This window comes from Sphingobacterium multivorum (genome assembly GCF_039511225.1).
Taxonomy (GTDB): domain Bacteria; phylum Bacteroidota; class Bacteroidia; order Sphingobacteriales; family Sphingobacteriaceae; genus Sphingobacterium.
In genome coordinates, this window is the sequence record NZ_CP154261.1 from 4,508,503 (window position 1) to 4,532,118 (window position 23,616).

Annotated in this window: 18 protein-coding genes; 9 read left to right on the top strand and 9 right to left on the bottom strand. The window is 39.9% G+C overall.

Going from position 1 to position 23,616, the window contains the following annotated elements:
- The first annotated feature begins 150 nt into the window (after window positions 1–150).
- Window positions 151–2,190, top strand: a complete 2,040-nt coding sequence (locus AAH582_RS18720; protein ID WP_343319565.1) for a M13 family metallopeptidase — start codon at window positions 151–153, stop codon at window positions 2,188–2,190.
- Window positions 2,191–2,196: 6 nt separating this feature from the next.
- On the opposite strand, the gene AAH582_RS18725 is transcribed toward AAH582_RS18720, so the two are convergent.
- Complete coding sequence (locus tag AAH582_RS18725; protein WP_343319567.1) at window positions 2,197–2,430, bottom strand: hypothetical protein; 234 nt, start codon at window positions 2,428–2,430, stop codon at window positions 2,197–2,199.
- Between the two features lie 53 nt (window positions 2,431–2,483).
- Here AAH582_RS18725 and AAH582_RS18730 point away from each other — a divergent pair, with 53 nt between their 5' ends.
- The 3 genes from AAH582_RS18730 to AAH582_RS18740 all read left to right on the top strand — a co-directional run bounded on the left by AAH582_RS18730 (window position 2,484) and on the right by AAH582_RS18740 (window position 4,577).
- The gene (locus AAH582_RS18730) at window positions 2,484–3,857 is read left to right on the top strand and encodes a glycoside hydrolase family 2 protein (RefSeq protein WP_343319569.1); all 1,374 of its coding nucleotides are present in this window, start codon (window positions 2,484–2,486) and stop codon (window positions 3,855–3,857) included.
- A gap of 172 nt (window positions 3,858–4,029) precedes the next feature.
- Window positions 4,030–4,290: a hypothetical protein gene (locus AAH582_RS18735; protein ID WP_343319571.1), complete on the top strand. Its 261-nt coding sequence runs from the start codon at window positions 4,030–4,032 to the stop codon at window positions 4,288–4,290.
- A 110-nt stretch (window positions 4,291–4,400) separates the two neighbouring features.
- Window positions 4,401–4,577 (top strand): DUF6496 domain-containing protein, encoded by a 177-nt coding sequence (locus AAH582_RS18740; RefSeq protein ID WP_167450483.1) that lies wholly within the window; start codon window positions 4,401–4,403, stop codon window positions 4,575–4,577.
- A 58-nt stretch (window positions 4,578–4,635) separates the two neighbouring features.
- On the opposite strand, the gene AAH582_RS18745 is transcribed toward AAH582_RS18740, so the two are convergent.
- From AAH582_RS18745 to AAH582_RS18775, 7 genes are all read right to left on the bottom strand, one after another.
- The gene (locus AAH582_RS18745) at window positions 4,636–5,043 is read right to left on the bottom strand and encodes a hypothetical protein (RefSeq protein ID WP_139145018.1); all 408 of its coding nucleotides are present in this window, start codon (window positions 5,041–5,043) and stop codon (window positions 4,636–4,638) included.
- Window positions 5,044–5,209: 166 nt separating this feature from the next.
- Entirely contained in the window at window positions 5,210–5,824 is a 615-nt protein-coding gene (locus AAH582_RS18750) for a DUF417 family protein (RefSeq protein ID WP_046675093.1), read from the bottom strand.
- A 67-nt stretch (window positions 5,825–5,891) separates the two neighbouring features.
- The gene (locus AAH582_RS18755; protein WP_343319577.1) at window positions 5,892–6,731 is read right to left on the bottom strand and encodes a helix-turn-helix domain-containing protein; all 840 of its coding nucleotides are present in this window, start codon (window positions 6,729–6,731) and stop codon (window positions 5,892–5,894) included.
- Window positions 6,732–6,763: 32 nt separating this feature from the next.
- Window positions 6,764–7,498, bottom strand: coding sequence for a YoaK family protein (locus tag AAH582_RS18760; protein WP_046675092.1), 735 nt, complete (start codon window positions 7,496–7,498; stop codon window positions 6,764–6,766).
- Between the two features lie 48 nt (window positions 7,499–7,546).
- Window positions 7,547–8,359, bottom strand: coding sequence for a glycoside hydrolase family 16 protein (locus AAH582_RS18765; protein WP_343319580.1), 813 nt, complete (start codon window positions 8,357–8,359; stop codon window positions 7,547–7,549).
- Between the two features lie 197 nt (window positions 8,360–8,556).
- Window positions 8,557–9,408 carry a universal stress protein gene (locus tag AAH582_RS18770; RefSeq protein ID WP_343319582.1) on the bottom strand — a complete coding sequence of 284 codons (852 nt, stop codon included), beginning with the start codon at window positions 9,406–9,408 and terminating at the stop codon, window positions 8,557–8,559.
- Between the two features lie 227 nt (window positions 9,409–9,635).
- Window positions 9,636–10,661 carry an NAD(P)-dependent alcohol dehydrogenase gene (locus AAH582_RS18775; protein WP_070566904.1) on the bottom strand — a complete coding sequence of 342 codons (1,026 nt, stop codon included), beginning with the start codon at window positions 10,659–10,661 and terminating at the stop codon, window positions 9,636–9,638.
- Between the two features lie 218 nt (window positions 10,662–10,879).
- Here AAH582_RS18775 and AAH582_RS18780 point away from each other — a divergent pair, with 218 nt between their 5' ends.
- From AAH582_RS18780 to AAH582_RS18800, 5 genes are all read left to right on the top strand, one after another.
- Complete coding sequence (locus AAH582_RS18780; RefSeq protein ID WP_053003798.1) at window positions 10,880–11,104, top strand: YdeI/OmpD-associated family protein; 225 nt, start codon at window positions 10,880–10,882, stop codon at window positions 11,102–11,104.
- A gap of 209 nt (window positions 11,105–11,313) precedes the next feature.
- Complete coding sequence (locus AAH582_RS18785) at window positions 11,314–11,736, top strand: hypothetical protein (RefSeq protein ID WP_046675088.1); 423 nt, start codon at window positions 11,314–11,316, stop codon at window positions 11,734–11,736.
- Between the two features lie 105 nt (window positions 11,737–11,841).
- Window positions 11,842–12,927 carry an efflux RND transporter periplasmic adaptor subunit gene (locus tag AAH582_RS18790; RefSeq protein ID WP_046675087.1) on the top strand — a complete coding sequence of 362 codons (1,086 nt, stop codon included), beginning with the start codon at window positions 11,842–11,844 and terminating at the stop codon, window positions 12,925–12,927.
- Between the two features lie 16 nt (window positions 12,928–12,943).
- Entirely contained in the window at window positions 12,944–16,105 is a 3,162-nt protein-coding gene (locus tag AAH582_RS18795) for an efflux RND transporter permease subunit (RefSeq protein ID WP_343319586.1), read from the top strand.
- Window positions 16,098–17,534 (top strand): TolC family protein, encoded by a 1,437-nt coding sequence (locus tag AAH582_RS18800; RefSeq protein ID WP_070566915.1) that lies wholly within the window; start codon window positions 16,098–16,100, stop codon window positions 17,532–17,534. Before AAH582_RS18795 ends, AAH582_RS18800 begins: the two co-directional genes overlap by 8 nt.
- Before the next feature lie 77 nt (window positions 17,535–17,611).
- On the opposite strand, the gene AAH582_RS18805 is transcribed toward AAH582_RS18800, so the two are convergent.
- Window positions 17,612–23,611, bottom strand: coding sequence for an alpha-2-macroglobulin family protein (locus tag AAH582_RS18805; protein ID WP_343319588.1), 6,000 nt, complete (start codon window positions 23,609–23,611; stop codon window positions 17,612–17,614).
- Window positions 23,612–23,616 lie beyond the last annotated feature (5 nt).

The window sequence follows — 23,616 nt, forward strand, 5'->3', positions numbered from 1 at the left end:
GATTTTTTTAGCTTAAAAAAAATCACCGCTAATTATTGACATGGCTGATACAAATCGAATTACACGGAGCAAATAACATGACCTATTTTACTCCTAATTTGTGCGTACTCCAGATTGAATTATTGAAAATCATACAACATTAAAACAAGAATGAAAAAATTAACACTTGCCCTAATTTTCTTGGCTGGAGTTTACACTCAGCATGCAGAAGCACAGACAGCAGGTACAGGGTCCGACAAAGGACTTGATCTGAGCTTAATGGACAAATCTGTACGTCCCCAGGATGACTTTTACAACTACGTGAGCGGAACCTGGATGAAAACCGCCAAAATACCTTCTGATAAACCTACTTGGGGAAGCTTCAACAAATTGGCAGAAGATACGGACAACAACTCGATGAAAATTCTGAACTCTCTTCTAAAAGATAAATTTCCAGAAGGAAGCGAAGGGAAAAAAATACAGGACTTGTACGCCTCCTATATGAACTTGCAGAAGAGAAATGCCGATGGGATTAAGCCCATCCAGGGAAATCTAAGCAAAATCGATGCGATAAAGAACCTAAAAGATCTTCAGAATTATTTAACTTCCGTAACCAAAGAAGGTGAGAATAATTTCTACGGCTGGGGGGTCGGTGCTGATTTAAAAGACTCTAAAATGAACGCGGTTTATTTAGGAGAAGCATCCTTAGGTTTGGGAAGAGATTATTATCAAAAAGAAAATGAAAAAAATACCGAAGCAATTGCGGAATACCAAAAGTATGTAGCTTCCATGTTAAAGGAATTGGGGTATAAAAATGCCGAAACTGCTGCAAAAGGGATTGTTGACTACGAAAAAAGCATTGCAAAAACCTACCTGACCAATGAACAAAGCCGGGATAATACATTACAATACAACCCGCAGACTATGGCTGAGCTATCTGCTCTAGTCAAAAATGTAAATCTACCTGAGTACCTCAAAAAAGTTGGCGTCAATACAGAAAAAGTAATCATCGGAGAATTAGGTTATTATAAGAACTTTGACAAATTGGTCAGCAACCAGAACCTTCCTGTCATTAAAGATTACCTTAAATTTCATCTTATTAATGGAAGTGCCTCTTATTTGAGTGAAAAACTGGGAGATATGCGATTTGCTTTTTATGGGAAATATTTAAGAGGTCAGCAAGAGCAAAGAGCACTAAACAAAAGAGGATTTGAACTGATCAACTCCACTTTAGGTGAAGCTTTTGGGAAGTTATATGTTGAAAAATATTTTCCTGCAGAAGCCAAAGCGCAAATGGTGGAATTAATTGACTATTTAAAGAAAAGTTTCGCACTTCATATCAATGATTTAACATGGATGTCCTCTGTCACCAAAGTTAAAGCGCTTGAAAAACTAAATAAATTTACCGTAAAAGTTGCCTATCCTGACAAATGGAAGGACTATTCTAAATTAAATATTCTATCGGAAAGCAAAGGTGGAAACCTGTATGCTAACTTGCAAAGTATCACCACATGGCGATATGAAAGAGATTTGGCGAAAATCGGAAAAGCAGTAGACAAATCAGAATGGGGAATGACTCCACAAACAGTAAATGCCTATTACAATCCTGTAAACAATGAGATCGTGTTTCCAGCAGCAATTCTCCAACCTCCATTTTTCAATCCACAAGCTGACGCCGCGATTAATTTCGGTGGTATAGGTGCTGTAATTGGCCACGAAATGAGCCATGGGTTTGACGATTCCGGAGCGCAATTTGATGCGGATGGAAACTTGGTCGACTGGTGGACACCAGAAGATAAAGCCAATTTTGAAAAAGCAACAAAAACACTCGCAGCTCAATACGATAAATATGAACCTGTAAAAGGCACTTTCGTCAACGGAACATTTACAAACGGTGAAAATATCGCGGATTTAGGAGGTGTAAACATTGCTTATGATGCACTTCAACTATATTTAAAAGATAAGGGAAACCCAGGTGAAATAAGTGGATACACACAAGACCAACGTTTTTTCCTAAGCTGGGCAACTGTGTGGAGAACCCTATCCAGTGAAAAATATATGGTCAACCAAGTTAAAACTGATCCACACTCTCCAGGATATTTCAGAAGTTTTGGTCCATTGATCAATGTTGACGCTTTTTATAAAGCTTTCGATGTTAAACAAGGTGACAAACTTTACAAAAGTCCAGAAGAGAGAATTAAAATCTGGTAATAAGCATTATACGGGAGCTGTCTCAAAAAAGGCAGCTCCTGTTATTTTCTTTAATCCAATATCTATTTCTTTTGTGAACCAACCAACCAACCAACCAACCAACCAACCAACCAACCAACCAACCAACCAACCAACCAACCAACCAACCAACCAACCAACCAACCAACCAACCAACCAACCAACCAACCAACCAACCCCAATATCGAAAGCCCCACTAGTAACATTTCGTTTATAATTCACTAAATCATTTTAGTATACTTATATTCATATTCTGAAAAACCAAGAAGTATACCATGATAAAAACCAAAACCTCAATTTTTGTGCTGGCACTATCGCTCTTCGGTTGGCTTAATGCTTTGGCACAACAGCCACAGCTTTCAACCCCATGGACAGCAATAGCCAAGCAAACAGAAATCCCACTTTCCGAATATCCACGTCCCCAAATGGAAAGGAATGAATGGCTATGTCTCAACGGTAAATGGGATTATATAGGTGGAAAGGATGCTCCGAACGCACTAAATCCTGCTGTCCCCATTTCCTTTGACCACAGCCGAGAAAGCATTCTTGTCCCCTATTGTCCAGAGTCCTATTTATCCGGAATACAACGCAAACAGGAAATTAATCTGTGGTATCGTAAAAATTTCGAGCTACCTAATCATTGGAAAGGGAAAGATATTATACTCCATTTTGGTGCAGTGGATCACGATGCAACTATATTTGTAAATGGTAGAAAAGCTGGTACTCATTCAGGTGGCTACGACTCCTTCTGGATCAACATCACTGAGTTTTTAAAGGCCGGTCCAAATAACATTGTCGTCGCAGTGCATGACAAGAACGACGGTAAGTATCCTTCGGGCAAAAATGGACCTCGAGGCGACTATACATTTTCTTCTGGCATATGGCAAACTGTGTGGATGGAACCAGTAAGCAAAAACCATATACAGGGAATCAAATTGTTGCCTCAAGTAGCAGAAAAACAACTAAAAATACAGGTCACTAGCACAGCGAAGGCAAAAGTTACGGCCATCGTTTCTTCAGCGGGAAAAGAAATTTCAAAAACGGTAATTCAGTCGGGCATGGAATTTAATATCCCGGTAGAAAATCCAAAACTTTGGTCTCCTGACTCCCCCTTTTTATACGATTTAAAATTAAGTATACATGGGAAGAATGGAGAAATCATTGACGAGGTTAAGAGCTATTTTGGTATGCGTGATATTAAACTTGGTAAGGTAAACGGAATTGTAAGGCCGCTCTTGAATGACAAATTTGTGATGCAGCTCGGTCTCCTGGATCAGGGGTACTGGCCCGATGGTATTCTAACAGCACCTACGGAAGAAGCTCTCAAATATGATATCGAGTTTACCAAAAATGCTGGTTATAACCTTATTCGTAAGCATATGAAAACCGAACCCCAACGGTTCTATTATTGGGCAGATAAAATGGGACTGCTCGTGTGGCAAGATATGCCCTGCCTTTGGTATCCCGAAGAAGATACTACGATTTATCGAAAAGCATTTCGTGATGAATACAAGGCCATCGTTGACGACCACTACAACTCGCCATGCATTATCGCCTGGGTTCCTTTTAACGAAAATTGGGGCGCTTTCGATGTACGCAATATTACCGACTGGACCAAACAATATGACCCTTCACGTTTAGAACGGTAATTCGGGATTTAACAACAATCCATCTTACCAAAAAGCTTATGGTGACCCCGGAAATGGAGATTTTGTTGACACCCATATCTATGTTGGCCCCAAGGGTGCCTCAGAACCTGATTCGAAAAGGGCAGCTTCCCTCGGAGAGTTTGGTGGCGTAGGCTTATTTGTCCGCGGTCACATGTGGCCTGTCGAAAACAATGCCTATGCCTACGAACCCACTATAGAGGCACTCACAGACCGTTATATATTCCTAATGGACAATGTCGAACAATTGCTCCGATACAAAGGACTGAGTGTTGCTATTTATACGCAAACTACCGATGTGGAACATGAAGTCAATGGCCTATTGACTTACGACCGTAAAATACAAAAAATGGATCTTGAAAGAATAAAAGCAGTCAACCAAGCCGTGATTAAAGCTGGAAATGAATTGAATTAGCGGATACAGATGTTCGCTATTTCGCTCTCAAAGAATTTTCAAACGATTCAACTGAAACAGCTGTTCTTTTTGCAGAAGTGTTTAATAACAGATCAACGGGTAACACTATTATGGCAAAATATTCAGAAAAAGCATCTGAGAAAGTTGAAAAGACGATGCACGAAATGAAAGAAGGAAAATTAAAATCTGGTAGCGGGAAAAAGGTAACATCACGAAAACAGGCGATTGCTATCGGCCTCTCCGAAGCAAAAAAAGAAGGTGCCAAAGTACCCAAAAAAAAATCCTAGCAAGTAAACTTGCTAGGATTTTCTCTTTAGCCCAAATTATGCTTTTTCATGCGGCAATCTACAGTAGGGATTTTTTCTTGTCTGTACCATCATAAGGATCTGACAAAACATTTTGACTATCCTCGACATCTATAAAATTTTGATTTACATCTACGGGTGTATAAATATGAACACTGCTTCCATTTCTTTTTTTGAGATAATATTGAATCTTTGTTGTATCAATATTGGTCACATCTGAAGCTGTCCATATCATTTTATGACCTGCACCATCAATCGTTATTACTGTATCATTGCCACGAGCGATGATACGCTGCAGTCCCAATTCTCCTTTTCGATCACCTTCTCTTGTCAACAAATGTGTGTTACCATCTTTATCAATCATCCTGATCTGTTGATTATTGTTGCATCCAACTAAAAGGATGAAACTAAACAGAAGAAATGGAAGGGTCGTTCGTATTATTTTCATATCGTTCGTGGTATAACTCAATATAGTTTAACGACGAGACACAAAGATGCTGCCAAAATACAGCTGGCATGAAAGATACCTTCCAAAAGTTGGTGGATTTACCCCGAGTAGTGATCGCCTCCAGCAAACAACCTGCTGCTAATTCACATACAAAAACTATCTGTCTCTATTTTATATTCGTTTTTTTTATCAGACGGCTGGCACTTTCTGCTGCAATGATCAATGCTGCTGCAAGCATAATTACATCTTTCAGGACTAATCTACCGGCCGCGGATAAATAAGGAAAACCATAATTAGGTGACGGGAAATCTCCATCTAGCTTTGGCACAAACGCCTCTGGAGTTGTTATCAGAAAAGAAAGTGTAACCAATGACATAAGCACGGTACACAATGCCCCAAAAATTCCGATTTTAGGATACCAGATACCTAAAAATATCATCAGACCAATTGAAACAATTACAAAGCCAAGTATATAAGAAAAAATATAAGTTCCATTTTCTTGGTGCCATGCAATATTTTTCTTTACGACACGACCCTCCGGATTTTTAAACAACTGGTATTCCGGTATTAGCTCTCCGTTTTTATCCAACACCCGTTTTTCCGTATTATGATAAAAAAAACGCATTGCCGGACTATTAATAACAAAAGGAACTATACCATCAGCTTCATATTGAAATGCTTTTAATCCTCCAATCCATGCCATCACAATAAAAATTGAAATTCTAGCAAAGTTTGTAAAGATATATTGTGACTTTGCCAATAGCTTTATTATTTTCTCCATAACGTAGTTTGTTTAATACCATGCAAAACTAAACAATGGCTTAAATCCACAACATGGACAAATAGATCTATAACATAGACTTTTCGGCAACAATTGATAAACCGACCCGCTTCCGAAATACCTTAGGAGATACGCCTACCATCTTCTTAAAAAATCTACTGAAATAAAACTCGTCTTTGTACTGCAAATTGGCTGCTATTTCTTTAATACTTTTGGCCGTCAAATGGAGCTGTCTTTTACTTTCCAATACGAGGCGTTCCTGGATCAACTTTGATGGGGATTTTCCCCATTTCAATTTTATTTTTTTCGTAAAAACGGCTGGACTTAAACCATAGTTCGCTGCATAAAAGGTAACTTCTTTATGCGCTTTATAATTCTTTTCCAAAAACTGCTCAAAGTCATCAATAATATCTCTATGAGCCCAATACGGTTTTTGTAGGTCGTTAAAAAGTAGCTTTTGTCTACTCGCCAGCGCTAAAATCAGCTGTAAATAGGTTCTGCTCAATGACTGATCATAGGATTCCGACGACATTTTGAGCAGATCTATTTTTTCCATGATAGTTGATATCTCATGATAAATAGCTGTTGAGAGCAACACATGAGGTTGCTGGTAGATGTTGTTGAATAGAATTCCATTACAGGCAACTTCATCTTTATGATATTCTATACAATAGAAATCGCCGTGAAATTTTAGCACACTAAAGGTACTTTTCTGCACCACATCCATCGTAAACAACTGATAGGGAGACAAAAACAAAACACTTTTAGGATCCGCATGGTATGTCACCAAATCAACCGAAAAACTCGTCGCTTTCTCAAATAAAAGAATGCAGTACAATGGTTCACTAATGTTGAATCTACCGGCAGATAATACTAATTTTTCAAACAGGATATGGGAATAGTTCATGTTATTAAGCTAAAATATGAATTTAATCGAACCTATTCATCCGGTCTTAAGCTTCGCTTCAAATGATAAAACTTAAGTAGAATATGGTCATACCATAAGGCAAATAAAAGCATACTAGCCGGTAACAATAATGTTTTCAGTTTAAAATATTGAAACATAAAGCCGCCTATAACTCCCCCAATAAAAAAGCCTCCAATAATCATCAACTTAAGAAAGATACTTTTGTGTAATTTCACTTTTTCAGCAATTTCTCTATAAAAAAGTAACTGCGAGATTTCAATACCAAGATCAGTAAACAATCCCGTCAAATGCGTCGTTCTGACAACTGATTGTGACACCTTCGTTACCAGGGCATTCTGAAGTCCCATAGCAAAAAGCAGGGCAAATGAAATTATGGTTGGTAACGTTGGCCCTGCTTTAAATAAAGCTGGGAGCAGTCCTACATTAATTAAGATAATAGACTCCATACAAATTGGAATGATATAAGCGTTATGTGATTTCTTTTTTGAAGCTAATTCTACAATAAAACCTGAAACGGTAGCTCCCATTAAAAAGAAAGCAATGTATAACAGATAAATCAAAGCCATCTTATAATTCATTAAAATCAACTGTTCTGAAAAAAATGCGAAGTGACCTGTGACATTCGTTGTTAAAGTGCTAACGGCAAGAACACCTGTAATATTGACCAAACCCGCAACACAAGATAAAATAGAGGCTAACTTTAAATTATGAATATAATTCCTTCCTCTCCCTTGATGCCTAAACATTTGAATTAATCTTTATAAATTAGAGAAATAGATGAAAACAAGATTCATTTAAGGTTTCAGCAAATCATATACCCTGACATAATCCACCTCCATCTCTGCAGGAAATGCGCTGCTATCGACGCCTTGCACACCGCCCCAATCTCCACCAACGGCCAGATTCAATAGTAAATGAAATCTTTTATCAAATGGCCACACGCCATTGCCTTTTCCTTCATTTGGAAAACTGTAGATCTGTACATCATCCACGAAACCACGAATATACTCGGGGGTCCAGTCTATCCGATAATTATGAAACTCCGATGTTGCCTGATCAATTCGTTTCATCACTCCTTTTTGAGTTCCGATAGAATGATTATAATCCTTTGTATGAACGGTAATATGTATTGAATTCTCGTCATAACCGACATGCTCCATGATATCTATTTCTCCCGAATGTGGCCATCCTCCGTAAACCCAATCTGTCGGTAACATCCAAGCGGCTGCCCACGTACCTTTCCCTTTCGGCACCTTGGCTCGGACTACAAATCGACCATATAGAAAATCGCCCTTGTTTTTACTCACCAGCCTGGCAGAAGTATAGTTCAACCCTTCATATTGTTCTTTTATTGCAGTAATACGTAAAACACCATTTGCCACACTTGCATTTTTCCTGTTTGCATCTGTATAGTATTGAAGTTCATGATTTCCCCAACCATTATGCAAGGAGCCTACATCATATGCCCATTTTTTTGCATCCGGAAGACCATTGTAATCGAACTCATCACTCCAACTGGGCATTTCAGCAAACTTATATTCTCCTACATGTGTACTATCGGGACTTGCGGAAAGTATTGCGATCAAAGGAAGTATCCAAAGGCTCATTATGTTTATATTTTATACAATTATTGATAAAGCTAATGAAAAATATGAATAGATTACCTCACCTCGGAGACGCAATTTAAAGCTCAGTTAGTAATTATAAAATCGCGGCTACTAACTTTAGTTTAATCATTTTCCCTTTACTAAAACGTGTACTATCAACCAATGGAAAGTGATAAGCAGGAGGAGATTACCCACAATTAATATAAATTACGCTTAAAAAAGGTAGGTACAGTCAGGTTGCGATAAATTGCTTTCGTAAGATTTCGGGAAAATATACTTTTGAAAAAACTTTTAGGACTGTACGACACAAGTAAAAGATCAATAGCTTCAATTTCCACCATGTAGTCGATACAACGTGGTATAGGCATATTGTAATCTAAACGATTGACCGCATTTTTTTCCACATAATCAATTTTATTAAACGAAAATTGGGCGGATAGCTTTTGTTTCCAGTCTTCAATATCTTCTTGTTTTGGAGAGATATACTTTTGTGTTACGTGCAACAGGCTGAGATTAAATTTCTCCGGTACACGTAAGGTGAAACTGTCGAGTAGATCATATTCGGACGCTTTAAAATTGCTCAGTAATCCGATATTTTGCAACCTAAATTTTTGGAAAGTGATGGGTACTGCCAAGACACCGATTGGACTCTTTTTTATCAGGGCGAAGGTATTGCTTCCCAAGACAGCTTTCTGTATCATACCTTTACCTTTAGCTCCCATGACGATAAAATGATATTCCTTTTCTTGTAGTAAGTTTAGTACCGTTTTTTCCAAGTTGCCAGCCAAACTTGCGGTTTTACAGCGGAGATCAGGAAATTCATCGTCGATACGTATCTGCCAGTCCTTGAGCATGCTTTCAGCCTCTTCCTTCTGAGGCTTCAAAAACATATTCTCCATTTTCGCATGGACACTGTCTTTTATTGGGATGGTATAAGTATGCAGAAGTTCTACTGTCCAATCAAATTTTTTAGCCAGATTCGCCGCATATCGAATAGCAGTCCATGAGTTTTCAGAAAAATCGGTGAGTACGAGAATTGTTTTGTCCATAAATATTTTGCAGATAAATCAGCGCGGATTATTAGTATTACAACAGTAAAGAAGGCAGAAGGTTTTTAATAATCAATCAAAAGAGAGACTTTAAAAAAAAGGTTTTCAAACGGGGAGAATGAAAACCTTAAATAACCAATTATAAACCTAAATTATGATACAACAAAGATAAGCATCAAAAAGATAAAAACCAAAATAAACTACTAAAAAGATAGACTTTTTTTTTACTAAGGAATCAGTACAGCCCTTCCTTTGATCTTACCATTGCGCATTCGATCATAAACTTCGTTAGCCTGATCAAGCTTAAACTGCTCAATTTCAATATGAATCTTCCTTTGCCTAGCTAAACCTACAACTTCCATAAGCTCAACCCGCGAGCCCCAATATGGGTTTGTCATACTCACACCAAAAGGAAGCCCCGACATATTGTACTGGTAGTGTCCCCCACCTAATCCAACAATTGTCAGATCACCATCCAAACCAACAACCTTTGTTCCTAGATCTATAGTCGATGTTGCGCCTACAAAGTCAATCACTACTTTAGCTTTTTTAATGCCCGTAATCTTATTGATTTGTTCGGCTGCATTTGCATCCTTCGAATTAACCACATAGGCTGCGCCCAGTTCTTTAGCAAAGGCTAGTTTTTCTTCGGTGACATCACAGGCAATAATTGAACTCGCACTTACTTCATTTAGTATTTGTAAGGCAACATGGCCCAAACCTCCAACTCCGATCACAACCACATACTCATCCGCTGTCAATTTGCCTATCGAACGTTTTATCGCCGAATAAGGAGTAAGTGCCGCATCCGTTAATGGCGCAGCAATGACTGGATCTAAGTCATAAATTGGGACCAGTAAACGCGAAGAAGGGACAAGCATATATTCCGCCATCCCACCATCAAGGCCTAGCCCACCACCATAGGCCATTTCAGACTGGTGATCACAATAATTTTCCTTTGATTGCTGACAGGGCTTACAGTGCCCACAACCCCAAGGGCCATAGACCAGTACCGCGTCTCCTTTTTTATAGTCTTTTACATCCGATCCAACTTCTTCAATCCAGCCCGCATTTTCGTGTCCCAAGGTAAATACCGTACCTACAACGGTCCCCTCATCTATAATGTGGAGATCAGAATGACAAACACCTGCACCACCAATTTTTAGTAATACTTCATCGCCCTTAGGAACGGGCTTCACAAGATCATTCACAACGCGGACATCTTTATGCCCAAAAAAACGTACTGCTTTCATATTGAATTTTTTTTGTTGACTAATAGAAGAACAAATAAGAACGATATATGTTTCAACACATATAAAGACAGCGGCAACATGTAAGTCTTATTTCAAGAAAAAGTATTGCAATCCCCTGATCGTATTACCTAACGGCAAGTCAAAAGTATTCATGCAATAAAGGCCGGCAACTCGAAGATATTTATGTATTTTTATCGGGAATCAAATGATAAAAATACATGCTAAAAAAAGGTGAACATATTGAAGGCGTTCCTATGGAACTCCAACAATTGTTGGATATGGACGAAAAAGCCAATGCTTTTTTTGAAACACTCTCCAAATCATACAAACAGGGATATTGTGATTGGGTAGGCTCAGCTAAACAGGAACAAACTAGAAAAACAAGAGCAGAAAAAGCAATTCAGATGCTAAGAAATAATCAAAAAACGCTTAAAACCCTTTAAAAAAGGGGCATTAACTCCTAGAAAAGAGTTATAAATTAACGACAAGAATAAATTTGATAGGCAAAGGTATTCAGAATAACATCGCAGACCTTTTTACATTTCAGCAATGTCAATTTTCAATAATTGTAACAATACTAGATAAACTTTAAAATTTCGATACCCAAATCACTTGTATCATTTTTAAAGTTTAATTACATTTGCTTTCAAGGATGCAAGGAAAATTCCATCAATATCTGTTCGGCGTAGTTTGCGCAATACTTATCAGTTTTGGCTGGTATCATGTGCCAACACCAAATAATATCCCCTCCTGCAATCTTCACGCTGTCAATCACTTCAACAAGCAAGTAAAAAGCGAAGATTATGACACCAAAGTTATTCGCAAAACTAAACGTCCTCGGCATGAAAAATTAAGGGCATATTTTTCAGAAAATGACAATGAAAATGATGACGCGGGAAGTGATTCCAATAGCCCTAACTTATTTGCACTTACCGGGGATGATTTTGGGAATATAATATCGTATATCCATCCTCAATTTCAAAATACACGCACAGCAGTTTCGCTTGCAAATTCCAACCAGCTTACTTCTCGAAAAAACGCTCTCTATATCCATTACAGTGTATTCAGGCTGTGATTTTTTAATAATTTCTTAAAAAAACATCAAAATAGCTTTCAAAATCACTTGGAAGCACGTCACACTATTGTTCAATTTTTCGGAAATAATTAAAAAACTATTATCATGGTCATGAGAAGCTTTATGTATATAAGCCTGTGCCTTATTATTCTATCTACAAGCTGCCAGTCAGAAAAAAAAGACAAAAAAGAAGCTGCAGTTTTCAACGTCACAACTCCTTTAGTCAAAGATACAATCGTCAATAAAGACTATGTCGCCCAAATCCGTTCGATCAACCATATTGAATTGCGCGCGCAGGAAAAAGGCTACATTCAATCGATATTTGTCGATGAAGGTCAATTTGTACAAAAAGGACAACCCCTCTTTAAAATCATGCCCAACCTCTATGAGTCCGATGTTAATCGTGCTAAAGCAGAGGTAAAATATGCTGAAATCGAATATCAGAACACCAAAAATCTGTCCGAAAAAGATATTGTCGCTCCGCAGGAAACTGAAATGGCAAAAGCAAAATATGAAAAAGCCAAAGCTGAGCTAGCCGCGATGAATACTCATCTCAAATTTACGGACATCGTAGCACCGTTTTCCGGAATCGTTGGTAAGCTTCACGTCCGTAAAGGAAGTCTTGTCGACGAAGGCGAGTTGATCACGGAATTGTCCGATAACAGTAAAATGTGGGTTTATTTCAATGTACCCGAAGTGGAATACCTCAATCAAATGGACGCAAAACAAGACAATGGCCCGCTGCATGTACGGTTAAACATGGCCAATGGAAAAGAATTCGGTCATGAGGGTATTGTTGAAACAATTGAATCAGACTTCAATAATGAAACTGGAAATATTGCCTACAGAGCGACTTTTCCGAATCCAAAGGGATTACTGCGTTATGGTGAGACAGGCAATATCGTCATTACATCGCCCTATAACAATGCGCTTATGATACCGCAGAAAGCAACATTTGAGGAGCTTGAAAAAAAATATGTTTACGTTATTACAAAAGATAATAAAGTAAAAGCAAGAGAAATAAAAGTTGCTGCCGAACTGCCGCATATCTATGTTGTTTCTTCCGGATTGGGCAAGGATGAAAAGATTCTGCTCAATGGACTTCGCATGGTACAGGAAAACCAGACCATTGAATCCAAATATCAGACTCCGGAGAAAGTCATGTCAAACTTAGATTTATATGCAGAGTAATTAAAAAAGCAGCATTATGTTTAAAAAAGTAATACATCGACCGGTATTTGCTATTGTCATATCGGTTGTCATCCTATTTATCGGAGGTTTGGCCATAAAGCAGCTTCCTACAGAGCAATTTCCAAAAATCGCACCGACTACAGTGGCGGTCTCCATTGCCTATCCTGGTGCAAGTGCCGATGTACTTGTAAAATCCTCCCTGATTACACTGGAGAATGCAATCAATGGTGTACAGGGAATGCGCTATATCGCTACCGATGCAACCAGCGCCGGTGAAGCGACCGTAAACGTCGTATTTGACCCCGGAACGGATCCCAACGATGCCGTAGTACTGGTCAAAACCCGGGTGGATCAAGTCATGCCACTATTGCCTGAACTTGTTCAAAAGGAAGGAGTCGTCGTCAATCCCATTCAGCCCAGTATGCTGATGTACGTGAATCTTTACAGTACAAATAAAAGCATGGATGAAAAGTTCTTGTACAACTATGCAACGGTAAACATCATTCCTGAAATCAATCGTATTCATGGTATCGCCAAATCACAAATCTTAGGTAGCCGTAGATATGCCATGCGCGTCTGGTTAAATCCCGATCGTATGCGTGCCTATAGCTTATCAGTTGATGAAGTGATGAAAGCGATAGGAGAACAAAGTATCATCGGCCGTCCCGGTCGACTGGGACAAAGCTCGGGTATTGCAGCGCAATCCCTCGAATATGTCCTAACTTATAAAGGGCAATACAATACACCTGAAGAATACGACAATATTATCGTTCGCGCAAACGGCGACGGTGAAAACATCAAGTTAAAAGACGTGGCTAAAGTCGAACTGGGAAGTGAATTCTTTGACATCTATTCCAATTTAGACGGTAATCCCTCGGCTTCAATTGTGTTGAAACAGAATTATGGTAGTAATGCTAATGACGTTATTAAAGATGTGAAGGCAAAACTTGCTGAGATGAAAGGTAACTTTCCTCCAGGTATAGACTATAAAATCAGTTATGACGTATCCCAATTCTTGGATGCTTCTATCGAACAGGTGATGCACACCCTACGCGATGCTTTTATTTTAGTTGCCATTGTCGTATTTATTTTCCTTGGCGATTGGCGTTCGACTTTGATTCCAATCATCGCCGTGCCCGTTTCGCTGATAGGTACATTCTTCGTCATCCAATGGTTCGGTATGTCGATCAACTTAGTGACCTTGTTTGCATTGGTGCTTGCCATCGGGATTGTCGTAGACAATGCCATTGTGGTCATTGAAGCAGTACATGCCAAAATGGAAGAAAGTGCTATATCGCCGTACAGTGCTGTAAAAGAAGTCATGGCCGAAATCGCAGGTGCTATTATCGCTATTACAGCTGTTATGGTGGCCGTTTTTATCCCCATTTCATTTATGACAGGCCCTGTCGGAACATTTTACCGTCAGTTTTCAATTACCATGGCGAGTTCCATCGTGATATCTGCAGTAGTCGCATTAACCCTTACTCCTGTGCTTGCCGCGATGCTCCTTAAAAATAACCATGGTAAACCAAAAAAATCAAACGTATTCACTAAATCGCTCGACCTTTTTAACCGTACTTTTGATAAAATAACGGGCAAATATGCCTCCTTACTTCGTAAAATTGCCAGCCGAAGAGTGATTACATGGGGTATCTTAATAGCATTCTGTGTCGGAATTTTCGTCATTAACAAAACGCTTCCAGGAGGTTTTATACCGAGTGAGGACCAAGGTACAATATATGCCATTATTCAGACTCCTCCAGGATCAACATTGGAACAGACCAATAAGCTTTCCAGAGAGCTCCAAAAGATCTGTCAAGGGGTAGATGGGGTTGAATCCGTCTCATCACTGGCAGGTTATGAAATCATGACCGAAGGCCGTGGATCGAATGCTGGAACCTGTCTTATCAACCTCAAAACCTGGGGTGAACGTGAACACTCCGTTAAAGAGATCATGGAAGAACTTGAAGAAAAATCAAAAAATCTAGGTGCAACAGTTGAATTCTTCGAACCTCCGGCTGTTCCGGGTTTTGGTTCTTCAGGAGGTTTCTCCATGCGCCTGCTGGACCTCAATAGGACAACCGATTACCAAGATTTCGATAAAGTCAATAAAGCTTTTATTGCTAATCTCAAAAAGCGCAAAGAGTTAACTGGTGTATTCACTTTCTTCGCTGCCAATTACCCGCAATACGAATTGGTATTTGACAATAACGCCGCCATGCAAAAAGGCGTTTCCATTGGTAAAGCCATGGACAACCTCAATATCCTTATCGGTAGTACCTATGAGCAGGGTTTTATCCGTTTCGGTCAATTCTTCAAGGTCTATGTACAATCTTCACCAGAATTTAGAAGGCTACCTTCCGATATCATGAACCTTTACGTCAAAAACGATCATGACCAGATGGTTCCTTATTCGGCCTTTATGACCTTAAAAAAAACACAGGGACCAAATGAAATCACGCGCTACAACATGTACAATTCGGCCGCCATCCGTGGACTTCCGGCAAATGGGTATACAACAGCCGACGCCATTCAGGCAATCAACGAAACCGCAGTTCAAACATTACCGCACGGCTATAAAGTTGCCTGGGAGGGCTTGTCCTATGATGAGGCTCAACGCGGAAACGAAGCCGTTTATGTCTTTTTGGTTGTCTTAGTCTTCGTATATCTTGTACTTGCTGCGCAGTACGAAAGCTTCATTATTCCATTTGCGGTATTGTTGTCGCTACCCGTGGGTGTATTTGGATCATTCTTTTTATTAAAGGCAATGGGTCTTGAAAATGACATCTATGCACAGGTCGGGCTGATCATGATTATTGGTCTATTGGGAAAAAATGCGGTGCTTATCGTAGAATTTGCCGTGAAAAGGCGCCAAGCTGGCGACAGCATATTGGAAGCAGCTATTGAGGGCTCAAGAGCGCGTTTCAGACCAATTCTCATGACCTCATTTGCATTTATCGCGGGACTTGTACCACTTGTCTTTGCCAGCGGCGCGGGAGCTATCGGTAACCACACCATAGGTGCCTCAGCACTGGGAGGTATGCTTGTCGGAACAATCTTTGGCGTTATTGTCATTCCCGGACTTTACTACATTTTTGCAAAATTGGCTGACGGAAGAAAAATGATCCAAGCCGAAGACGAATCACCATTAAGCGAAGACATGATACATTATGAATAAGAATAGATTATATCACTATACAGGTTTTGCACTTTTCTTGCTCAGTCTCGCAGCCTGCAAACCACTGGAAATAAAACAACGTGCCGAAAATAGAACCGTTCCTTATAAATATGGCGATGCTGACAGCGACACCGCAAATACAGGAAAAATAAAATGGAACAGCTATTTCAGCGATCCCAATTTACAAGGATTGATCGGTCAGGCACTAGCAAACAACCAGGAGCTACATATTATGCTTCAGGAAATTGAAATAGCCAAAAATGAGGTAAGCGCCAAAAAAGGTGAATATCTACCTTCCGTAGGCGTAAAAGTTGGCGCGGGGGTCGACAAAGTAAGTCGCTACACAAACATTGGAGCGATGGAAAAGAATACAGAAATCGAACCCGGACGTGAAATGCCTGAACCGCTATTTGATTTTGGAGTTGGTGTACAGGCACAATGGGAAACAGATATCTGGGGTAAACTTCACAATGCGACCAAAGCGCAGCTGCAACGGTATTTTGCCAGCGTGGAAGGCAAAAACTTTATGGTGACTCACCTAATCGCTGAAATTGCAGATTCTTATTATGAACTCCTGGCGCTGGACAACGAACTCCTGGTTATCAATGAGAATGTAAAGATTCAAAACGACGCCCTTGTTGTCGTGAATGACCTGAAGAAAAATGCGCGATCCAATAAATTAGCGGTCAAAAGATTCGAAGCCCAGATATTGAAAACCCAAGGTATGCAATATGATATCAAGCAGAAGATCACAGAAACAGAAAATAGAATAAACTACCTTGTTGGAAGATTCCCGCAGCCGGTTCAAAGAGACCAAGCTTCTTTTGACAAGCTTGTTCCTCAAACCGTCTACACAGGTATTCCCTCGGAGCTATTAGAAAACAGACCCGATATTAAGCAGGCGGAGTATGAACTTGCAGCTTCCAAACTGGATATAAAATCGGCTAAAGCCCGCTTTTACCCATCCTTGGATATTGCTGCTGGTGTAGGGTTTCAGGCCTTTGATCCAACTTATCTCGTTAAGCCGGAATCATTTCTGGCTTCGCTCGTTGGAGAACTTACTGCGCCCCTGATTAACAAACGAGCGATCAAGGCGGCTTACTATAATGCCAATGCACGACAGGTTCAGGCTGTTTACCATTATGAACAGACCATATTGGCTGCATATATTGAAGTTGCAAACCAGCTCTCCAAAATTAAAAATCTGGAGAATGGCCTACAAATTAAGACCAAGGAAGTCGATGCATTAAATGAGTCTATCGGTATTTCCAACGACCTCTTTAAATACGCTCGCGCAGATTATATGGAAGTTCTGCTAACGCAACGCGATGCCCTGGAATCTAAATTTGAGCTCGTTGAGAAGAAGGTCAACCAACTCAAAGCAAGCGTAGCGATATACAGATCCCTAGGAGGCGGATGGGATCATTAATAGCGCACTTTTAATTTTAGTTTTTATATGTTGGGGACTTATCATGTGATAAGTCCCTTTTTATTTTAACAATACACTTACTCCACCACGATTTCTTTCATTTTCTCGTTTCCATAATATGTCGGGAAATACATTAATTCAGCCTTCGCGGGGTTGACAGTATAAGTCCCGGTATAACGAGGTAAAAGTTCGATCTCAAAGGTATGTGTACCTTTCCCCAGTTTGTTGCAAAAAATGACAACACGATCTTTGAAATGCTCTCGGTGCGCCTCGATTCTATAGTATCCATTGGTTTTTGTTTCATAAGAACATCCCGCCGGAATCGGAACTTCAATCTGCACATACTCAGCTTCACCAGTTAATGTTACGCATGCTTCAAGTTTTACAGGCTTCCCTTCCTTGAGTGCCGCTACCATAGCACCATTGTCCTTAAATCGCGTTGCCACGGCAAAGCCCTTTTCTTTTTCTACAGCTGGATTGGGATTCCAAAAATTTTGATAAGCCGTCACAAAAGCCGGCCCCGTCCCTTCTTTCCTCACTTTAATCTGCTCATCCGACTTAAAGCTTTGCGTATACGGAAATGCAGTGACGCGTTTGCCATTGATGACCATTACCGGTGCCTGGAAAGATTCACCCTCTTTCAGTACATCAGGAAGAATACTTCGTATGATACGGGAAGATTCGTAGATATTATACCATTGGTTTTGCTGCCGCTGCGCGAAAAAGTAATTACGGATATTTTCTAAATCTGAATCATGACCACCAATTGATTTTAAGACACCATAAGCCAACAATGTATTCTCGGTATTGGTTTCCGTTGGGCGCATAAAAAATCCGCCTTTCTGATCTGTTGTAGTTCCAGAAGTCCAATACAGCCCACCTAAGACAGCCTTTGACGCGTATTTAAGAACGGTATCTGCAGCATGTAAATCCTCAAGACCCAGTTTTGAAATCAATAGATATTTCAACAGTTTATCCTTAATGGTTTTACTTTTCAGTTTTGTGTCGATTTCGAAGAAATAATCTTTGTAATCAGCTTTAGGATCCAACCGGAGTAGATATATCAAGGAGCTAAACAAATTCTCCTTGGCCCCGTGAAGCTTATCTTTATCCAATAGAACATCCAGCGAAGCCAAGCTGCTTTTCAACATGGTCTTTTCACGTTCTGCATAAATCTCCGTATCTATCTCAACCTGGTAGCCGGCTTCTCGGGCATCCAACAGTACCCCGATCACATAGTTGCTGATCCAGGTCACAGTTTCACTTTTGTTCCACCAACCCCAGCCCTGATTGGAATTTTTGTTTTTCTGTAACTCCTTCAAAAGATCCTTTATTTTCTTATCCTCTGTAAAGGGCTTTCCGATCAATTTTGTCAGCTCTTTTTTGGAAAGTAATGCGCTCAATTTGGAAGCCATCTGTTCATTGCATAGAAATTTATAACGATCGATCGATTCAATTTCCCGTTGTAAAAATTCCAGCGAATTTGCTTCGGCATGCAAGGTGATTTCGCCTAGTGCTGGAGAAGTTTTTAGTAAATATTCTGCGGTACTGTTGAGTACTTTAAAATCTCCTTCATGTTGTTCAAGCCCCTTTTCAAAAATCGGAATGCTACGTTTTTCACCATCAAAATATCCATTTGACAATTCGATCGAATAAGCAAGTTGGACACTGTCCCCCTGAGCGGCAATAACTGATATAGGATCCCGATAGGACTTCGCAATTTTCAACGTTGCCTCCTGCGTTGTCAGCCCATTGTTGATGGTACGAAAGAGCTGCAAGCTGTCGCTAAGATAATTAACAACCCTTCCCATGGCTGTAAACTGATCACTTCTGATGGCAAATCGGGGAGTCGCCAAATGTGCCGAAACAGCTTTAAAGGATTTGACATTTAGCTCTTTTATGTCGGCGAAATTTTTACTTCCTTTAGCGATAAAGAATGTTCGCCAATTGGTAATATCATCCGGATAGGTCGCTTCAAAATTAACTTTTCCCTGAGCATCGGTAGTTAGCTTTGGCTGCCAGAATGCATCATCGCGGAAGTTCACGCGCATCGTATTTCCAGATTCCAAATAGGGCATATCCACAGCACCTGTCGATGTCGCAGATGCTCCAGCTTTCATCTGAACCATCACCACGCCATTGGCGGCCCGCGCACCGTACAATCCCAGCATAGATTGATCTTTAATCACATTCAATGACGCGATAGTCGATGGATCAAGACTTGAAATATCACCTTCAAAAGGGACCCCGTCCACTAAAATCAATGGTTTTTCATTGGGGGCCGGACTAGCAGCGCCACGAATACGAATCCCTGCTACAGCCCCCTGCAGCATAGCTGTAGTCACCCCATCCATCCTAGCATTGATCGATTTCACTGCCGCAGTCAATGATTGCCTTTTTTGGACGCCATACCCCACAACAACCACTTCATCCAATTGATTTTCGCTTGGCTTTAATTCCACGAAATAATCTTTGCCACTGGAGACTTTGACCGTAGCGGTATTGTACCCTAAAGCAGCAATCTCAAGTACCGCATTTTTTTCATCGGAGAGCTCAAGTTCCACACTACCATCAAAGCTCGTGAAATATCGTTTTTTGGTATCCGGAACACTCACCTTAGCCCCAATTAATGGCGTATCCCCATCATAAACTAAGATCCTGGCGACCTTATTATTCTTTCTCTTCGTTCTAAAATCTTCCCGGTCTATTTTTAAGAGCTGCGGAACAATCTCTTGCCCATGGCTTATAGAATCCCGCAATGGATTTTCTACGGTACGCACAATAATTTCATCACGTACAAGTTTGTAAGCCAATCTTGCCGCTTGGGATGCATTGCTCCATTGAATAGAATCCAGCCGGAGATAATTCATCCCATTGGCTTTGAGTTTGATTGGCAAACTAAAAGAAGTTGAATCATCCTTTACAATATGCAAAGTAACATCGCCGACTGGAAGATCTCCAAAAGTTCGATGTCCACCGTAAAACAGTCGAAAATACATTCTCTCTTCGACATTCGTCGGTTCAATAAAGATCAATGTAGGCCGAATGCCTTTCTGTTCAACATCATTGCCCAAAGTTAAATTCAATTTAAAAATAGCCTCATTTTTTCCTTTCTTCACCGTAGCAAATTGTGCTAGTCCCGTGCTATTTTGCATGATCTCTTTGAAAGTACGTTCTACGTTTGACTTGATATCCTCCAATGACCATATCTTCTCCTGAAAATCTAAATTTGGCTTGAAATCATACAGATCAATCCGCATAGGATTGCCATCCCAGCTTTTTTGCTTTTGATAATTTTTATAGATGCTATATTGATAGCCCCCCTCAATTTCAAAACGTCCAATTTTCGCTGTGTCAACCATGAGCGTACCTATTTTGGACACACCATTATACATTTCTGTCCTTGGAAATGGTCCCACCATCAGTGGTACAGGAACCTGTGTACGCAAACGACTATCGTAAACGGTTTTTCTTACGGGATTGAGGTAATAGAGATCTCCAGCTGTCTGGATATATGCTGGTCTCTCAATCAACACATTATTATTGGGTAATTGCCAGGCTCCAAAATTGTTGGTTACTGTAATCAACTGGCGCTTCAATTCAGTCAATTCATTAGTGTAGAGCTTACCACGTTCTTCTTTAGGTAATTGGTAAACCAAAATCTGGCCTTTGCTGAATGCTTTTTCGGGGTAGGTAAAACCAATCGTATCCTGTGAGGCATTAAAGGAAACAATGACCTTTTTCCCCTTTTCAAGATAAAAGCCACTTACACGAATGTCGCGATCCTTGGTCCTAAATCTAAAATCATGCTGCCCCGCAGAAACTTCAAAAATAGTATTGTTATTTTGTTGGTCTTGTTTAGCATAAGTCAGTACACCGTCTATCCAGACTAAATGTATCCCCTGCACTACACCATTTACAACGACATAAGGGGAAATCTGGCTCTTGACAGCATCTAAAGGAAGAGACTCCTGATAATAATCTTTGGGATATAAAAACCGATAAAAAGCCATCGTATCCAACTGCATTTCTCTAGACCATTTTGCCCAATTTTGAAGAGCTCCCTGATGTGCCCTCTCATCATCATCCAAACTAAAATTAAGATTTTTTGAGACTCTTGCCCTTCGCATCAGACCACCCATAGTAATATTTGGAGCGGTTGCTGACCTAAATTTTGAGGTAAAACCATAGGCCGTAATATCAACATCCTTCAAAGGTTTACCATTCTTATCCGTAACCGAAAGTTCCACGTCAGCCTTCTGCCCCGGATAAACTGTCGTCGCCGTGTTGACTGCCAAATTTAAATTCTTCTCCACATAGGGTAATTCTTCCTGGATAACTTTTGATTTTCCTCCAAAAAGATAGGTGATTTCCATGCTATACCCGTCTTTTCCACGGGCTAAAAATTTACTATTTAACGTGGTATGATAACCCGAAGCAATCGTACGACCAGCACGATGGACACGATACCAAAATGGAATCATAGCGGGATTATTGACATGCAATATCACCGAATCCGCAGTTCGATAAAACCGATAATTCAGTTGTGCCTGTTCTTGATCCTCTAAATATACACTTTTACTCAACCCATTCGACTTGACAACAATTTCTTCAGCCTGCCAGGGTATAGAAACCAAATTAGGTAAACTCAAATTTTCAGTCTTCAGCATTTCGCGATGTTCACCTAATATCATTAGCTGAGCAGTTGTTGGCATCGCAACACCTTTTTCGAAATACTTCAGCTCTGCATGCCCGTCTTTTACAGCAATACGAATTTCTTTTTCGCTGTTGAGTATATTGAGGTCGAGACTTCGTTCAATTCTTTCATTATCTGAACTTAGATAAGTGCCAATAGCCCGAAATGTAAGACCAAGGTCAGCCGGAAAAATTGAATCGGGTAATACAATTTCCTTTTCCGCCACATCTGCGAGCGAAACGCTCGTTTGCCATAAAGTATCTGGAATAAAATTAACCTTATTGGCTTTTACATCAAGCGTATAAAGTGGACTTGTCACAACACGCAAATCTACTTTCCCATCATATATCGGCATTTCATTTTCATTTAAAGCTTTTAGTTTCAGTCGCACACTGTCCCCTTTAGCATATTTCGTCTTTTCGGACGTCATATTAAAACTTAGGCTTTTTAACTCATAATCTTCATATCGGAAAGACTGTTGATGCAAGACGACTTTGGTTTTTGTAGATTCCAAAGAGATCCCGTAATCTTTATCAAGGATAAGGCCAAGACCCTTCAAATCAAATGCAAAGGTGTACATTCCCGGACGATAGGGAGCAAGTCGGGTCAAAACGGTATCTTTGGCATACCCATATCCACCTGTCAGACGTACGGCAATAGAATCACGGTAAGGTTTCCATTTTTCTTCCTCAAGATAAGCTTTAAATTTAACCTGCTCATTTGGCTTATACATTGGCTTGTTAAAAACCATAAAGCTTTCTGTCTGTTCAGTTTCCTGTTTATGAAAGAACCTCTTAATCTTAAACTTTGTTCTAAGCAAGCTATTTTTGATCCCTTTCCATAATGGAACCCTGTCTTTGTAAGGCCAACTCCGCTCTACACTCAGGTAATGATAGACACCCTTATGTTCAATACTGACAATATCGTCATTATTTGCATTGGCAACTTTATAGTAATGAAACTTCTTATCGAATGACATGCGACGTCCCTTCACTTTTACTTGCGCATCTTTTATAATCGTTCCCAAAGAATCATATAGACAAATCGCAAAAGTTTCTGCTGGGATAATCTTGACATATAGGTTATCACTAATCAATTCCTGATAGATGAGATCAGCTCCACTGGCGCGGACCTGGACATAATCACCAGGAGGTAAAGTCGGCTGTGGACTTCCGGCCTTATACTTAAGAAAAAAATCGCTGAGCATAGTTTCATCGAATTTCTTCTCTCCCAAGTGAATTTTTCTTAAAACTTCTGGGCTCAGTTTATAAATATAATAGTCAGAAGATCCACGCGGACTATTGAATAAGGTCGATTGCCCACAAAGGACCACGGAATACAGAACAGCTAAAAAGCATACAACAATTGATTTCCATTTCATGTTTA

Bases quoted from the DNA above. Each gene is read 5' to 3' on its own strand.
- AAH582_RS18720 (WP_343319565.1), top strand. From the start codon at position 151: ATGAAAAAATTAACACTTGCCCTAATTTTCTTGGCTGGAGTTTACACT.
- AAH582_RS18745 (WP_139145018.1), bottom strand. From the start codon at position 5,043: ATGAAAATAATACGAACGACCCTTCCATTTCTTCTGTTTAGTTTCATC.
- AAH582_RS18730 (WP_343319569.1), top strand. From the start codon at position 2,484: ATGATAAAAACCAAAACCTCAATTTTTGTGCTGGCACTATCGCTCTTC.
- AAH582_RS18740 (WP_167450483.1), top strand. From the start codon at position 4,401: ATGGCAAAATATTCAGAAAAAGCATCTGAGAAAGTTGAAAAGACGATG.
- AAH582_RS18750 (WP_046675093.1), bottom strand. From the start codon at position 5,824: ATGGAGAAAATAATAAAGCTATTGGCAAAGTCACAATATATCTTTACA.
- AAH582_RS18805 (WP_343319588.1), bottom strand. From the start codon at position 23,611: ATGAAATGGAAATCAATTGTTGTATGCTTTTTAGCTGTTCTGTATTCC.
- AAH582_RS18795 (WP_343319586.1), top strand. From the start codon at position 12,944: ATGTTTAAAAAAGTAATACATCGACCGGTATTTGCTATTGTCATATCG.
- AAH582_RS18755 (WP_343319577.1), bottom strand. From the start codon at position 6,731: ATGAACTATTCCCATATCCTGTTTGAAAAATTAGTATTATCTGCCGGT.
- AAH582_RS18775 (WP_070566904.1), bottom strand. From the start codon at position 10,661: ATGAAAGCAGTACGTTTTTTTGGGCATAAAGATGTCCGCGTTGTGAAT.
- AAH582_RS18770 (WP_343319582.1), bottom strand. From the start codon at position 9,408: ATGGACAAAACAATTCTCGTACTCACCGATTTTTCTGAAAACTCATGG.
- AAH582_RS18785 (WP_046675088.1), top strand. From the start codon at position 11,314: ATGCAAGGAAAATTCCATCAATATCTGTTCGGCGTAGTTTGCGCAATA.
- AAH582_RS18765 (WP_343319580.1), bottom strand. From the start codon at position 8,359: ATGAGCCTTTGGATACTTCCTTTGATCGCAATACTTTCCGCAAGTCCC.
- AAH582_RS18790 (WP_046675087.1), top strand. From the start codon at position 11,842: ATGGTCATGAGAAGCTTTATGTATATAAGCCTGTGCCTTATTATTCTA.
- AAH582_RS18780 (WP_053003798.1), top strand. From the start codon at position 10,880: ATGCTAAAAAAAGGTGAACATATTGAAGGCGTTCCTATGGAACTCCAA.
- AAH582_RS18800 (WP_070566915.1), top strand. From the start codon at position 16,098: ATGAATAAGAATAGATTATATCACTATACAGGTTTTGCACTTTTCTTG.
- AAH582_RS18735 (WP_343319571.1), top strand. From the start codon at position 4,030: ATGTGGCCTGTCGAAAACAATGCCTATGCCTACGAACCCACTATAGAG.
- AAH582_RS18760 (WP_046675092.1), bottom strand. From the start codon at position 7,498: ATGTTTAGGCATCAAGGGAGAGGAAGGAATTATATTCATAATTTAAAG.